Source organism: Paenibacillus sp. FSL M7-0134 (assembly GCF_038007865.1).
Taxonomy (GTDB): Bacteria; Bacillota; Bacilli; order Paenibacillales; family Paenibacillaceae; genus Paenibacillus; species Paenibacillus polymyxa_B.
The window spans coordinates 1308154-1322424 of the sequence record NZ_JBBOXV010000002.1 but is presented as its reverse complement, the minus strand read 5'-3'; the positions used below and the strand labels follow the sequence as shown (position 1 = coordinate 1322424).

12 protein-coding genes are annotated in these 14271 nt (G+C 41.7%); 3 read left to right on the top strand and 9 right to left on the bottom strand.

Going from position 1 to position 14271, the window contains the following annotated elements; genetic code table 11:
• Position 1: 1 nt before the first annotated feature.
• The 4 genes from NSQ58_RS21600 to NSQ58_RS21585 all read right to left on the bottom strand — a co-directional run bounded on the left by NSQ58_RS21600 (position 2) and on the right by NSQ58_RS21585 (position 5450).
• The gene (locus tag NSQ58_RS21600; RefSeq protein WP_233903889.1) at positions 2-3103 is read right to left on the bottom strand and encodes a lantibiotic dehydratase; all 3102 of its coding nucleotides are present in this window, start codon (positions 3101-3103) and stop codon (positions 2-4) included.
• 127 nt (positions 3104-3230) lie between these two features.
• Positions 3231-3908 (bottom strand): winged helix-turn-helix domain-containing protein, encoded by a 678-nt coding sequence (locus tag NSQ58_RS21595; RefSeq protein ID WP_023987836.1) that lies wholly within the window; start codon positions 3906-3908, stop codon positions 3231-3233.
• A 50-nt stretch (positions 3909-3958) separates the two neighbouring features.
• Positions 3959-5221: a lanthionine synthetase C family protein gene (locus NSQ58_RS21590; protein ID WP_341058175.1), complete on the bottom strand. Its 1263-nt coding sequence runs from the start codon at positions 5219-5221 to the stop codon at positions 3959-3961.
• Positions 5222-5297: 76 nt separating this feature from the next.
• Positions 5298-5450 carry an FDLD family class I lanthipeptide gene (locus tag NSQ58_RS21585; protein ID WP_023987834.1) on the bottom strand — a complete coding sequence of 51 codons (153 nt, stop codon included), beginning with the start codon at positions 5448-5450 and terminating at the stop codon, positions 5298-5300.
• A gap of 198 nt (positions 5451-5648) precedes the next feature.
• Between NSQ58_RS21585 and NSQ58_RS21580 the strand changes: the two genes are divergently transcribed.
• On the top strand, positions 5649-7010 hold the full coding sequence (locus NSQ58_RS21580; RefSeq protein ID WP_341058174.1) for a lanthionine synthetase C family protein: 1362 nt from the start codon (positions 5649-5651) through the stop codon (positions 7008-7010).
• Here the strand turns inward: NSQ58_RS21580 and NSQ58_RS21575 are convergent, their stop codons facing one another.
• The 5 genes from NSQ58_RS21575 to NSQ58_RS21555 all read right to left on the bottom strand — a co-directional run bounded on the left by NSQ58_RS21575 (position 7011) and on the right by NSQ58_RS21555 (position 11318).
• Positions 7011-7745, bottom strand: coding sequence for an ABC transporter permease (locus NSQ58_RS21575; RefSeq protein ID WP_013309463.1), 735 nt, complete (start codon positions 7743-7745; stop codon positions 7011-7013).
• 14 nt (positions 7746-7759) lie between these two features.
• Positions 7760-8467: an ABC transporter permease gene (locus NSQ58_RS21570; protein ID WP_023987832.1), complete on the bottom strand. Its 708-nt coding sequence runs from the start codon at positions 8465-8467 to the stop codon at positions 7760-7762.
• Positions 8464-9387, bottom strand: a complete 924-nt coding sequence (locus NSQ58_RS21565; RefSeq protein ID WP_023987831.1) for an ABC transporter ATP-binding protein — start codon at positions 9385-9387, stop codon at positions 8464-8466. Before NSQ58_RS21565 ends, NSQ58_RS21570 begins: the two co-directional genes overlap by 4 nt.
• 144 nt (positions 9388-9531) lie before the next feature.
• Positions 9532-10602: a sensor histidine kinase gene (locus NSQ58_RS21560; RefSeq protein WP_069080729.1), complete on the bottom strand. Its 1071-nt coding sequence runs from the start codon at positions 10600-10602 to the stop codon at positions 9532-9534.
• The gene (locus tag NSQ58_RS21555; protein WP_023987829.1) at positions 10599-11318 is read right to left on the bottom strand and encodes a response regulator transcription factor; all 720 of its coding nucleotides are present in this window, start codon (positions 11316-11318) and stop codon (positions 10599-10601) included. Before NSQ58_RS21555 ends, NSQ58_RS21560 begins: the two co-directional genes overlap by 4 nt.
• Positions 11319-11482: 164 nt before the next feature.
• Between NSQ58_RS21555 and yhbH the strand changes: the two genes are divergently transcribed.
• Positions 11483-12649 (top strand): sporulation protein YhbH, encoded by a 1167-nt coding sequence (yhbH, locus tag NSQ58_RS21550; RefSeq protein WP_023987828.1) that lies wholly within the window; start codon positions 11483-11485, stop codon positions 12647-12649.
• Positions 12646-14088 carry a SpoVR family protein gene (locus NSQ58_RS21545; RefSeq protein WP_069080728.1) on the top strand — a complete coding sequence of 481 codons (1443 nt, stop codon included), beginning with the start codon at positions 12646-12648 and terminating at the stop codon, positions 14086-14088. Before yhbH ends, NSQ58_RS21545 begins: the two co-directional genes overlap by 4 nt.
• Positions 14089-14271 lie beyond the last annotated feature (183 nt).

The window sequence follows — 14271 nt, the reverse complement described above, 5'->3', positions numbered from 1 at the left end:
ATTAGACTGTGACATAGCTTACCCCTTTCCTATGCAACAGGTTAGCTACTGTATGCTTAGCTAAAGCCATACATTTTATTTCTCGCTCCCTATTTACACCAAGCAGACGATTCAAATGCATATGAATGATGCTGCCTAAAATATCATCAGAAGGATTGGTAAGTTCGTGATTATTTTTAGCCAGGATTATCGCTTGAGCATACTGCTGAATCATAGTCTGTCTTTTTTCTACAAGCGCTAAGAAAGCAACCTGTGTGTTCGTATCTGCTTGTCCAATCCATTCATAATTCGATTCTACAGCGGTAATCAATGTTTTTTTGACATCCCTGAACGCCTTCATATGAGGCTTGCAATCAATTCTCTCTTCTAGCCATTTCACTTGCTCCTGAATCGTTAAACCAAAACCACTCAGATAATGAATAATGTTAATCACAGCCGCAATCTCTATGTCCAGATTGAAAGCATTAGAGCGAATTCCCTTCATATAGGCGATGACCCATTGACTATCCACGTCAAAAACCTGTTCTGCCAGCTCCATAAGTGTCTGTCCTCCATACCTCTCCAATTCAGGATGGTATGTATCTATGACCATATTCGTTATTAGCCCCTCTTCACGTAACTCGGCTGCCCACTGATTTAATTGCGCCAAACCAGCTGTCCATAGCTTATCGGGCTCTCCCTGAAAACGTAAACGGATATGATGTTCAGGATCAACGTATCGCAAAAAGTAAAATTTTCGACTCCAATCCTTAAACCCCGGCTGTTTTAAGAGATGCCCTAGGCTTAAGCCTACCAGGTCAGTCTCTCTTTCCTTGACTCCGTACAATTTAAGGTATAGCCACTCCCCTCCTGGAAATATGCCTCTATGAATGCTGGAAGGAGTATGAGTAATGAAGTTTTGAGAAACAATATGGTTTTGTGAACTAGGGATACTCGGTTTCACCTTTATTTTTTTCTTCTTTAGTGGAAACACAAATTCTCCCATATATCTTCCTGCCGTCCCCTGTACTGGGGTATGGAAGGGATTACCCAAACACTCGGTAAGAAGAAGTTCCTGTCCTTCACGTGTCTTGCTCACCTCATGTAGCAATTCTTTGATATGGAAGAGGTTACATAGGTCTAATAAAAGGCGATTATCCCCCATCGTTAGATAAACATAGCGCGGTACATTCCATTGTTGTCTCCACACATGGAAAAGTTCTTCTCCTTCTTTGGACTCGCATGATTCTGAAATATTCAATGAAGCTTTGCTCAGTTTCCACTGCGCAGCACTAATAATGATCTTTTTATATACTAGTCTTGGCAAAAAAGGGGATTGCTCTAATGGCCCCCAGTCAAAATAAGACCACGTACCAATCTCTTTATTGGTAATATCCGTTAGAAATCTGAATATATGTGGTGAAAGCTTGTAATTCAGCATGTGTGTTTGCAAGGGGATTATTTCCTTACCCAAACGTCTGGACTTGACATAAAAACGATCATGAGTAGCACCCACCACTAAATCATCAATACAGAGCGTATGGTCCTCATCTTTAGAAGAGGTGGTTCCCGACACAATCTCATATGCCATTAAATTTTTGCTTAATGAGATATTTGATATTTTCCCCTGTTCCGGCATAAAAACCATCTCTGACAATAACGCATCGGGATGAAAGCATCGGTGATGATCATATATTTCAGAGAATTTTTGTACAAACTCCTCACTAAACATATCCAGAAAACGTCCAAAGGTTTTACCCGCTCTATTCGAGCCAGCACTGGCTCCAAGTAAAAGCGAATAGTCTCCAGAATCAACTTTTTCAGGAGACTCAGCAAATATACTGTAATAGATCTCCATTGATTCTGGGGAAGTGTCGTAGTTATCAGAAATCATCAGTTGCTCTAACTGTTCATCTGTAAGGGCGAGTTCTATTTCATGATTAGAAATGGCATTCGAAACCCATTGAAAAAGAACAGCGTTGCGTTTAAATGCCTCCATGCCCATTGATTTTTTTTCATTTGAACGATACATTTCCGGTATACCCAGACCCCAATCCTCATCAAACAGTTCATGAATAGGAACCTCCTGATACACACCGTACTTTTCCAAGAAACGATTCAAATATTCAGCCAATTCATCCGTTTTGGGGGATGCATACAATTTGCACATGACTTCAGCCCCTAATGAAACCTCATCAAGCACATGTTTCGGCAGCGTTACTTCTTTATCCAAAAGAACATCAACTTGTACAGGTGTTTTTACAGAAATGATATCCAGCATTTTGTCACATAATTTCCGGTAGACCTTCTCTCCTTCTCCAATCGTGCATTGATTATATTGAAGTAATAAAGTATCAATTTCGTGTAAAATGTGAATCCAAGGATCGGAAATGTCCAGTTTTTTAATTTTTTCGAATATGTAATGAAAGGGTGAATGATCCATTAACGGAGGTCTAAGCTCGCTCAAAATAAACTCTTGCTCTACTAGTTGCTGCAAATAATCAGCTATGATTTCCAAAGTAGCGTCAGGGAATGCCTTTAATAGTATTTCTTTCAGTTCCATCACCCGAATTGGATGTTCCGCAGCTTCAAACGTCATTCGAACAACGTCAGTAAGCCGAATGGAATTAAAAATTTCTGCCGAATCATCAGCTTCTGCTGCTCCATGCTTAGGTCGAAATGGTAATTTGGCTCGATTTCCTTTGATCATAACCGTTTTGTTTAGGAAAACCTTTAGTTGATTAAATATGGCCGGATCAGCTTCTATTTTTTGAATCAGTTTATATATCCATTCCATGTCGGGTCTGGCTCTCTTCAGATGCTTAGGATAGCTACCAATATCCAGATCGGTGGTCTTCCCGCAAATCCCCTGCCCCACTCCTGAAAATAACCCAAATGGAGTCGTTCGGGTAGTCATCCGAATAAAATAACGATAAAAGCTGTTCAGCGTCTTCTCATACTTCTGTAGCTCTCCTTTATCATCCAAAGCATGACCATCATTCAAGTAATGTAAAAACTGCATTAGGGACGGAGAGGCTAATGCTATGGCTTCTTGAACAACAGCTTCTTGGGATATCAACTTTAATCGACGAGTTATTTCCTCCAACGTAAGCTGGCTGTCCACATCTTGATCCGAAAACACCTGAAAATATCGGTCTAGCGATAGTAATGGAGCTCTGATTAGAAAAAAATCACATGCACTAAACCATCTTTCATCCCGATCTCTCACTTCATTATGTAGTTTATGCGCATCAGTGTAATGCAGTTGTCTCTTCACAACTGACCACCTCCAAGTTTTTAGGAAATATATTCAACTTGTAACCGATTCCATGACATGTTACCAGAATTTTTGGATGACTTGGATCATCTTCTATTTTCTCTCTCAATTTTCTGATGTGCACATACACCGTATTAGACGTAGTAAAAGCATCCACTCCCCAGACTCTGTCTATAATGTGATCAATCGTAGAAGCACACTCTTTTGCAGTAAGAAGATACATTAATAATCGGAATTCCATCATAGTCAGCATATGCTCATGCCCTTGCTTCCAAATAACCTTTCCAGCAGGATCAAAAATGACATTAGGTGATAAACTAATAGCCTGCTGTTCTCTTTCCATTTCATATGCAGATGAAGCCATTGAAAACAGTTGTTTGAGGAGATCCAATTGCCGTTGGTCATCACTATGATAGGAAAGAAAGATAAATGGAACTGTAAATTTTTCTTTAATGCTGTGCCAGTAAGACAAGTCCTCTAGCGTTATATGATCCTGATTCAAAGCTACACCGATACACTGCTCATCAATCTCCGGTAGAGCCTGGTAAAGCGAATCATAAAACATGATTCGAATGTTTTCTGGAGTGCTTAAAGTCTCAAAAAAATGCTTAATCTTCCTAAAAGATGATATAACCATAAATTTTTGTTTCATCTAATCCCCCCAAAACCAATGCTTCAGATAAGCAATAAGGTAGAGCGCCCTTAAGAAATTAGAAACAATTCACTCCATCTCCCTGAATATTTAGGATGTTCTTTCCCAATTCCATAGTCCAGCAAACTTAACGCAATCCCTGTTGCTCCTTGCAGTATTCCTACATTATGAACATGAGTTGTCCCCTCCAAATCCCGGTATCCAAATGGGAGCTCTTCATCGTATAAATTTACTAACTTTAAAGCTATCTGATCGGCAAAGTGTAAGGCTGCTATATTACCGGTTAAGCTATAGAATCTATGAGCCATATGAAGCAAACCGGCCAACCCGTGACAGAAAGTAGGGGATAGCGCGTTTAGTAGCTCATCATCTAAGCAAAATATGGATTCCATAGCTTTTTCCGCTATCTTTTTCCATTCTTCATTACTGCACTCAATTCCTGCTCTGAATAATGTCCAAGCTATTCCAAAGGTTCCATGACACCAGCCTTCAATTTCTCTCATCCCTACTTTTTTCTCTCTCTTGTTCATTGAAGACGCTTGAGAGTTTACAGGCCAATACCAGCCATATTGATCCTCCTGAATTTGAATAAGCAAAAAATCAGCTATATGTTTTATAGCCTCATGTAGTCCTTCAACTTTGATCTTTTTTTGTAGGGCAGTGACAAGCAGTGCAAGTATTCCGGTGATACCATGCGCCAAACCTAGATGGATTGAAGCCGAATCTTCCCTTGACGACAAATGTATATATTCAGGTATAAAGTGCGTAATGGTGTCTAATAATTGACGAGACAGATCACACATCGTCTTGTCTTCAGCAACCTCCAGAGTGTATCTGCCCACTCCGAGCAGCCCATTGATGATATCCATTTGCCTACTGAACTCTGTAATTGTGCCAATTACAGGTAAATCCCCCCACTTTACTTCAATATACTTATTAAGCTGAGAGATTAGTTTGTTATAATTAGCTCTGTTATTGGAAGCTAATAATATGCCATAAGCTACTCCTGTTGTTCCATAATAAAGAGAAATACGAGGCAATAATAATAGAGAGTTAGCATCTAAGTACCGTAACTGACTATGCACATGCTCTGCCCAATTTTGATCTGGCTCCAGGTAACCCCATTCGGACAACAGCGCAAACACACCCGGAATTCCATCGGCAAGCGAGCCAGGATTCCAAGGGGGATTTCCACGTGAAGGTGAAAGGTTGTTTGTATGATTAACTATCTTTTCTGTATATGATAGGTCTATTAGCTTTTGTGCTATATACTTACTGATTTCAACTGATCTCCCCTTCAAATCTTCAACCATAAATCCTTCCCTCATTTTCATAACTGGAAAAGACACGGTTATAGAAACCGTGCCTTTTTTCCATGTATTTTCGTTATTAACACGTTTTGCAGAAGGTAAGACTAACTTGACAATTCAAAGTACCTGTTGCACATGAAGGAGTACAGATAATACCACTGGCTGGTTGAACTCCTTTTGGAGCAACCTCATTTTTAGCTACTTGCAAGTCCAGATCAAATTGATTTTTCATCTTGTTACCTCCTTTTTATTTTTTACAATTTTATTATAAGTTATATAATCTTAACTAGACTTTATATAATTCTTACATTTGTCTTAATTTCAACGAGTACATTTAAGATAAACCTTCATTATTTTTTAGTATTTTTAAGGACAACACACTAGATTTTAGTGACAATATAATGAAGAAAAAAATAATGGAGGCTTTCATATGAAAATTGATAGTTTTGTTATACAACAATCCGACCAAGTTCGTGCAAGAGATATTAGTAAAAAAATTGCTTTACGTCTATGCGAGCCCGAATCCGTCTATGCAGCAGTCCATGCGGAACACAATGTTTCGCCAGAAACAAAGTACCACCCATGGGGAGAAACTTCACTTTCGCATGGTTATCCTGGTAACATTCATTTACTATCGCAATGGCGTGCTACAGACCCTTCGTATGATTGGAATAAAGCCATACATTTGAACATGGCTCAGATCCAATCCTCGCTTGCTAAAAATGGTCTTAACGATCTCTCTCTTTACAGTGGCTGGGCAGGCATCGCTTCTTCCGTAAGAGAGGCTTCTAATCATGGAGAAAACTACAGCAATTTTTTACAGCAAATCCATCAATGGATGATTCCTCAGACAGAACAATGGCTTCAGTTAAATACAGAACAATTAAGTCTGTGCGAAGGTATGCCCATGCAAGCCTTTGATACGATTTCGGGAGCTTCAGGGATTGGAAGATATATTTTGATGAACTCAACCGATCCTATTTGTACTCCTCTTGTTGAACCAATTCTTCAATTTCTTACCGATCTTACACATCCCATACATATTCACAATCGTTATGTCCCAGGGTGGTACTCCCCGCAAAAGTTTCAATTTTTAGACCGGGATAAACGTAACTATCCTCTGGGCAATTTTAATTGTGGAATGGCACACGGTATTCCTGGACCGTTGGCTTTATTATCTGTAGCTTACAGTGCTGGAATTGAAGTAAAAGGCCAATATCAAGCGATCGAAACCATTACGGAATGGTTGCTTAAGTATAAATATGAAGATGAATATGGTAGCTACTGGCCTCATATTGTTCCATTCGAAGCTGAAACAGGCTCTCTACGGTTTGATTTGGAACGAGCAAGAGAAGCATGGTGTTACGGTACCCCCGGCATTGCCTGTACCCTATTTCTTGCCGGAAAGGCTCTCCATAATGAGGAACTGCAAAAATTGGCTGTGAAAGCTTGTGTCGGTGCAATCTCCTATGAGATAGCTAAGCGGGAAATGGACTCTTCTGCACTCTGTCACGGTCTTGCCGGATTACTTACCATCTCTTGGCGAATGTGGTGTCATAGTAAAGAGCCTGCTTTTCTCCCGCTTATTCAACAGTTAACGAATTGTCTGCTTGATCGCTTTCAAATGGATAGCCCACTAGGATATCTGGACCCCGAGCCAAGGGCAGATGGCTCTCTAGTATGGCTGACAAAAGCGGGCATGCTTGAAGGCGTTGCTGGGATTGCAGCTGCTTTATTAAGTGTTTCTGAGAACAAAGAGATCGGTTGGGATTACATCCTCATGCTATCCTAACTACAACCAGTCCCTATTCACAAACATCTTTCTTCCACCATACAGATAGGCTAAAAACGTAAAAATGACAATCAGTCCGAGACTGTAAGGCTCAACTCTGGGTGCATAAGTCGCTGTTTGCGGCATCATAATATAATAAGGAATCGTAAAAGGAAACCACGCACCTATGGAAGAGTGAAAGCCTGTTATAACAATATTAGGAACCACACAACAAATGGACATTCCCAGAGAAGCTCCAAAATTCCGAATTTTTATCGAGAGCATAAGCTGTAGTGCTGCCAGGGGAAAAATCCCGAGCCACCCTCCCAAACCGGTAGAAAGAACGACAGACCAAGGGATCTCTCCTGGAGCACCTGCTATATTTCCACTTACAAAATAGCCTACTATAAATATAAGCTGATCCAGACCCAGTATGAGAATGAGCAATATATATTTTGCATAATAAATTTGCTGACGAGGATACGGGCTGCTCAATAAAATCTTCCATCCTCCATCCCGGTGCTCGTACGCACACAAAAGAGAAGCAATAATTCCACAATAGAGCGGATAAAAAAACATAGAGTGAAATTGCGCTGAATAAGTATATAAAGTTAACCAACTGGGTGAAAAAAACTGCTTCAAATCATTCAGTTCCAGGACTCCCATTAAAGAATTTATGATCGCATCCAATATAATGAGAATCCAAACCATGATCCATTGAAGCTTTATTGTCTCCACGCGTAAAATAGAGCCCATGTATCTTTTCCTCTCTATTTGAATTCATGCTTGGTAAACTGTAGTGTACCAAGTCCCGTAAAGATGACTCCTGCACTTAAAGCAACGATCACCCAAATCATGTGTTCCTTCATCAGAGGACTTGATAATGCAGGGTACGACCAAGGCAATATTTTAATCCACAGAATACTTGTGCGTGCCAAAAACAAGCTTGCAATTGAACCGAATATACCAAACGCTAATGGGAATGCCTGATTAGTGAAAAGCGTAGACAGCCAAAGTTGAATTGCAAGTACTGGTAGGGTAGCCAAGCTTGCATTAATCGGCTGTAACAACATGATCCGCCAAGGAATGGGTTCGTTTGTATATAACACCCAGATGAGGCTCATACCTGCTACAGTGATCAAGGCGGTACCCAACTGCAGAATCACAATCCATACGATTTTGGATAAATAGATATAACTTCTGGGAACAGGCATGGCCATAAGCTGCTTCCATGTTTGAGTATCATGCTCTGTACCGGCCATAATACTCGCCAAAAGTGTACCGCCAAGCAGCATCACAAACGAAAGGAACATAAACATAACGGCAAAACCAGCGTAGACACCTCCCGGTCCTTGCCGAAAGTAAAGATACCATTCCACAGCAGTCATGCCTGTAAGTACACACCCCTGTATAAGAGGAATCCACCAGCATATTTTCTTCAGCTTAAGCCCCTCTGCCTTTATAACCCGGAGTATCATAAGCTTCGCTCCTTACCTGTCAGTTCCAGGAATATCTCCTCCAATGTTTTTTTCTTCTCTGTGACCCGATAAATGGGATGATTGTGTTCCACAAGCACCTTGATCATCTCCGAAGATTGTTGCCGATCTACAATAGGAGTCACGACCTCATTTTGTTCAATCGATTCAGCCCCGGCCGTCCACCCATGCTGAATCAGTGCACCGGCAGCCAGAACAGGATCTGGGGTTTCAATGAATAATTGAGGCTTGCTTTTGGCGGTGAGTTCCTTCATCGTTCCCTGGAAGATCATTTCACCCTGATTAATAATTCCTACATAGGTTGCAATCTGCTCAATTTCGCTTAATAAATGGCTCGAAACCAGTACCGTCATTCCGTAAGCGCCAGGGAGGCTCATAATTAACTCCCGAATTTCCTGAATACCAGACGGGTCCAAACCATTCGTCGGTTCATCAAGTATCAATAATTTGGGGTTGGCAATAAGCGCCATAGCAATCCCCAGTCTTTGTCGCATCCCCAAGGAATATCCCTTTACCGGACGATACGCATCCTTGGTTAATCTCACTAAATCCAGCACTTCATGAATTCTTCGGGTCGGCAGTCCACGCATGGTTGTAACGATTTCTAAATTTCGATATGCGGATAAATGGGCATAATAGGCAGGTGATTCAACCAAGGAACCAATATCCTTCAATATTTCCATACGCTGATCCTTCAGCTTTTTCCCGAAAATCTCAATTTCCCCGGATGTGGATTTAATCAGCCCAAGTAGCATACGAATCGTGGTTGTTTTACCCGCTCCATTAGGTCCTAAAAATCCATAAATCTGCTGTCCGGGTACCTGGAGATTTATTCGTTTTACAAATTCCCGTTTTCCAAAACGCCTAGTTAGCTGCTGTGTATGTATTACATATTCAGACATTTCCTGATCTCCTCTCGACTTCTAATGCTGAAGCTTAAGTTACATACAGTTTACTGAAGTAAAGTAAACATCAGGTAAACAGTCCCTAAACAACAGGCAAAAAAACCGAGCAAACTGCAAAATGTGAGATCAAATGTTAAAAAGTTAGATGTTTAGCGGCAGTGAAATCTCCATCCTAGTACCCGCTTTACTGCCTGAAAGGATATGAAGCGTTCCGTTATGCGCCTCAATAAAGCTTTTGGCAATAGGTATTCCATGCCCTTGGGAATGAGATACCTGCATGTACTCATTGGAATTCATTCCTATTCCGTCGTCTTCGATAGAAATATGAAGCTTATCGTTCGCTTTGCTTACTTCCATGGAAACGTGTGTACCTGGAGGATTATGAATGATAGCATTAATCAAAAAATTCTGCAGCGCTCTGCCTAATAATTTACTATCGAAGGGCATAATACATGCCGCGTCCATTGACGTAAAAGAAAATTCGTATTGCTCGGCTGAAGGATGGTTAGCGATATCTATGACTGTACTACGGAGAAACTCCACAATGTCCTCCTTCTCCAATTGGATTGGCAATGGACCTTCCTTAAGCTGCATAGAAGCATTCAAATCCTGAATCAACTGCTTCATTTCCGTCACTTTCTCACTGATACCCATACTAAAGCTTCTTCTTTCTTCATCAGACCAGTCATACTCTTGAGCAGTTAGCATAGCCGCATATCCTTCAATATAAGATAATGGTGTTTTGAGATCATGGCTTACACCTGCTACCCACTGCTGTTTTCGTTTCTCTAATTCCACTCTCTCTTCCTCATTGCTGCGCAATTGAGCCGATAAGATGTTCATTTGTTCAAAAACTTCTTTATACAATTGATACGGAGGTTTATAACTATTTTTCTGATTTTTTTTGCCCTCTGGCAGTTCCAGTTCACTTAGCGGCGCTTGGAATTCCCCTGTCGCAATATTTCCAATCCATTTAATTACATACACCAAAGGTTTGCCTATATACCATCCGTAGGCAGCTATGAACACAACACTCTGCACGATACCAAGTCCTGTCCAGAATAGATCAATATTTATATTTTGAGATGCTCCAAATATACTTTTTATAAAAATATATAAGATCGTGCAAATAACAAAACATAGAACATAGGCCAGTACAAAGCATAATGTTACTTTCATAAAACGAAAGGACATCTTAACTAGAGAGTTCATTCTTGCTCCTCCATCTTGACTGACATCATTTTATAACCAAGTCCTCTTACATTGATTAAAAATTGCGGGTGCTTGGGATCAGGTTCTATTTTTTTCCGCAAACGGGAGATATGAATCACTACAGTCTTCTCATCACCCAAGAAGGCCTCGCTCCATATCGCCTCATAAAGCTGCCGTACACTGAAAATACGGTTAGGATGCTTGCACAGAAATACCAGCAGTAGCCATTCACGTGCCGGACAATCGACCTGCTTGTCCTCCACATACAATACACCGGATTCCAGTTCCAGACGAAAATATCCAAAATCTAAAGTGCGTAAGGTCGGTTTCATGGCCACTGTCGAAACTTTCCGATATTTCATTCGAGCTTTCATACGCGCAACGACTTCCAGCGGGTTAAACGGTTTGGTAATATAATCGTCCCCTCCGATACCAAACCCCATTAATTTGTCTAGGTCTGTATCTCTTGCCGTCAAAAAAAGAATAGGGGCATCCGTATATAGACGCATTTGACGACACACCTCAAACCCATCGTTATCAGGCAGCATAACATCAAGTACAATCACATCCACATGAGATTCCATCACGACTTGCAGCGCTTCCCGACCCGTTGCAGCATGCTTGACTTGAAGGAATCCTTCTTTTTTTAACACCGTTGTCAGCATATCCCGCAACCCCTGCTCATCGTCTACTATAAGTACTGCAATTTCTTCCATAACCCAAGGTTCTCCATTCTTTTTTTACATTTTTTACTTTCATTATAAAAGCAAACGGGCAGAATTTAAATCGAGTTCCATCACATATCGTTCATCCCCGTGAATATACTTAATAACCAACAAGGCCAAACTGTGCCGTGTATCCACTTGGGGGGTGCCTAATAATGCCGGAACCACGCCAGCCATATTCATTCGTCGTATCCCGCGAAGATTGGTCGCTGCATCGCAAAGGGTACCAGGACCAGCAACGTCATCAGCAGAAGGTCAAAGATGTCATTAAGCAAAATCTACCCGATCTGATAACGGAAGAAAATATTATTATGTCGGACGGTCAACAGATTATTAAAGTGCCGATTCGCAGTCTGGATGAATATCGCTTCATTTATAACTATCAAAAGCAAAAGCATGTAGGCCAAGGAGATGGCGACAGTCAGGTGGGGGATGTCATTGGACGTGATCCTGCTTCCCAGAAGCCAGGTAAAGGTGAGAAAGCCGGCGACCAGCCGGGACACGATATTATGGAAACGGAAGTCAGCATAGAAGAACTGGAAGATATGCTGTTTGAGGAAATGGAATTGCCGAATTTACAGCAAAAAGACAAGGATCAAATTGAGGTTGAATCTATCGTATTTAATGATATACGTAAAAAAGGCATGCAAGCGAACATTGACAAGAAACGAACCATTCTCGAAAATCTGCGCCGCAACGCCCGTGAGGGGAAACCGGGCATTCATCATATTAGTCCGGACGATCTTCGCTACAAAACATGGGAAGAGAAGACCATTCCCCAATCCAACGCGGTGATTATAGCTATGATGGACACCTCAGGTTCGATGGGCTCTTTTGAAAAATATTGCGCTCGCAGCTTCTTTTTCTGGATGACCCGCTTTTTGCGCCGTCAGTATGAAAAGGTGGAAATTGTCTTTCTCGCGCATCATACCGAGGCTAAAGAGGTTACGGAAGAAGAATTTTTTACCCGCGGAGAAAGTGGCGGCACGATCTGCTCTTCCGCTTATTTGAAAGCACTGGAGATTATCGACAAACGATATCCTCCTTCCAGCTACAATATTTATCCCTTCCATTTCTCGGATGGCGATAACCTGACCTCGGACAATGAGCGGTGTGTGAAGCTAATCGAGGAACTTATAAAGCGGAGCAATATGTTCGGCTATGGAGAAGTGAATCAATATAATCGCAGCAGCACGCTGATGTCAGCCTACAAGAATATTAAAAAGGATCAGTTTATGTACTATGTCATCAAGGAAAAAGGTGAGGTATACCAAGCCTTACGTACCTTTTTTCGCAAACGGGAAGGGGGATCGGTGGGATGAGTACCGACCAGAAGGAGCTAGAATATGCGATATCAGAAATTATGGAGATTGCCGATGGATTCGGGCTCGATTACTACCCGATGCGGTATGAGATTTGTCCGGCGGATATTGTATACACGTTCGGAGCCTATGGTATGCCCACGCGCTTCAGCCACTGGAGTTTTGGAAAAACATTTCACAAGATGAAAATGCAGTACGATTTTGGATTGAGCAAAATCTATGAGCTGGTCATTAACTCCAATCCCTGCTATGCCTTCCTGCTGGAAGGAAATTCTTTGGTGCAAAATAAACTGATTGTCGCCCATGTACTGGCACACTGTGATTTTTTCAAACACAACGCTCGCTTCTCAGCTTCTAATCGCAATATGGTAGAGAGTATGTCGGCCACAGCAGATCGAATCAACAGCTATGAAATGGAATACGGGTCAAAGGCTGTAGAATCCTTCATTGACTCTGTACTGGCGATACAAGAGCATGTAGACCCACAGATCATCAAACCAAGGCATCTGGATAAACAGCGTTACATGGAGCTCAAAATTCGGGAGCAGAAAGAACCCGGAAAACGCCAGCGTCCCCCTGGGCCTTACGATGATCTATGGTCACTGGACACAGTGAAGCAGCATGATCCCGCCGAGACCGAGGGCATCAAGGTACGCAAGTTCCCACCGGAACCTGAAAAAGATATCGTCTGGTTTATTCAGGAATTCTCGGAGGTACTGGAGGACTGGCAGCGGGATATTATGACGATGCTACGGGACGAAATGCTGTATTTCTGGCCTCAAATGGAGACCAAAATCATGAATGAAGGCTGGGCCTCCTATTGGCACCAGCGGATTGTAAGGGAACTAGATTTGACCGGGGAGGAAACCGTTGAATTTGCGATGCTGAACGCTTCTGTCGTACAGCCTTCCAAGCAAAGCCTGAACCCGTACTATTTGGGACTGAAAATATTTGAGGATATTGAAAAACGATGGGATAACCCAACCCGTGAGGAGCAAGAGCGACAAGGACGCAAACCGGGCGAAGGACGCGCTAAAATGTTCGAGGTACGAGAGTTCGACTCAGACACCTCTTTTATACGCAATTACATGACCAAGAAACTGACAGAGGATTTGGATCTGTACGTGTTTGAGAAACGGGGACCCGATTGGAAAATTACCGATAAATCCTGGGAAAACATACGGGATCAGCTCGTGTTTTCACGTGTGAATGGAGGCTCCCCTTATATCGTCGTCGAGGATGGAGATTACCTGCATACGGGCGAGTTGAAGCTCAAGCACCAGTACGAAGGCATTGAGCTGGATTTAAAATATATGGAGCGCACACTTCCGTATGTATATCAGCTGTGGGGGCGCACCGTTCATTTGGAAACATTGATTGAGGGTAAGCTCGCCTTATTCTCATATGACGGTAAGAAACATCATCGTAAGTTTGTATAGTCATACAAAATCAAATAGCCAGCCTAATTTAAAAAAGGGGCATTCCTAAAAAGGATATGCGCCTTTTTTTACTATTTCATACAACCTTAAGCGACCTTCGTTTCTTGCCAATTTCAGGACACCTGTTTCGTTTTGGATCAGGGGTGTATTATACTAATATAATAAATGACCCACGGGTCATAA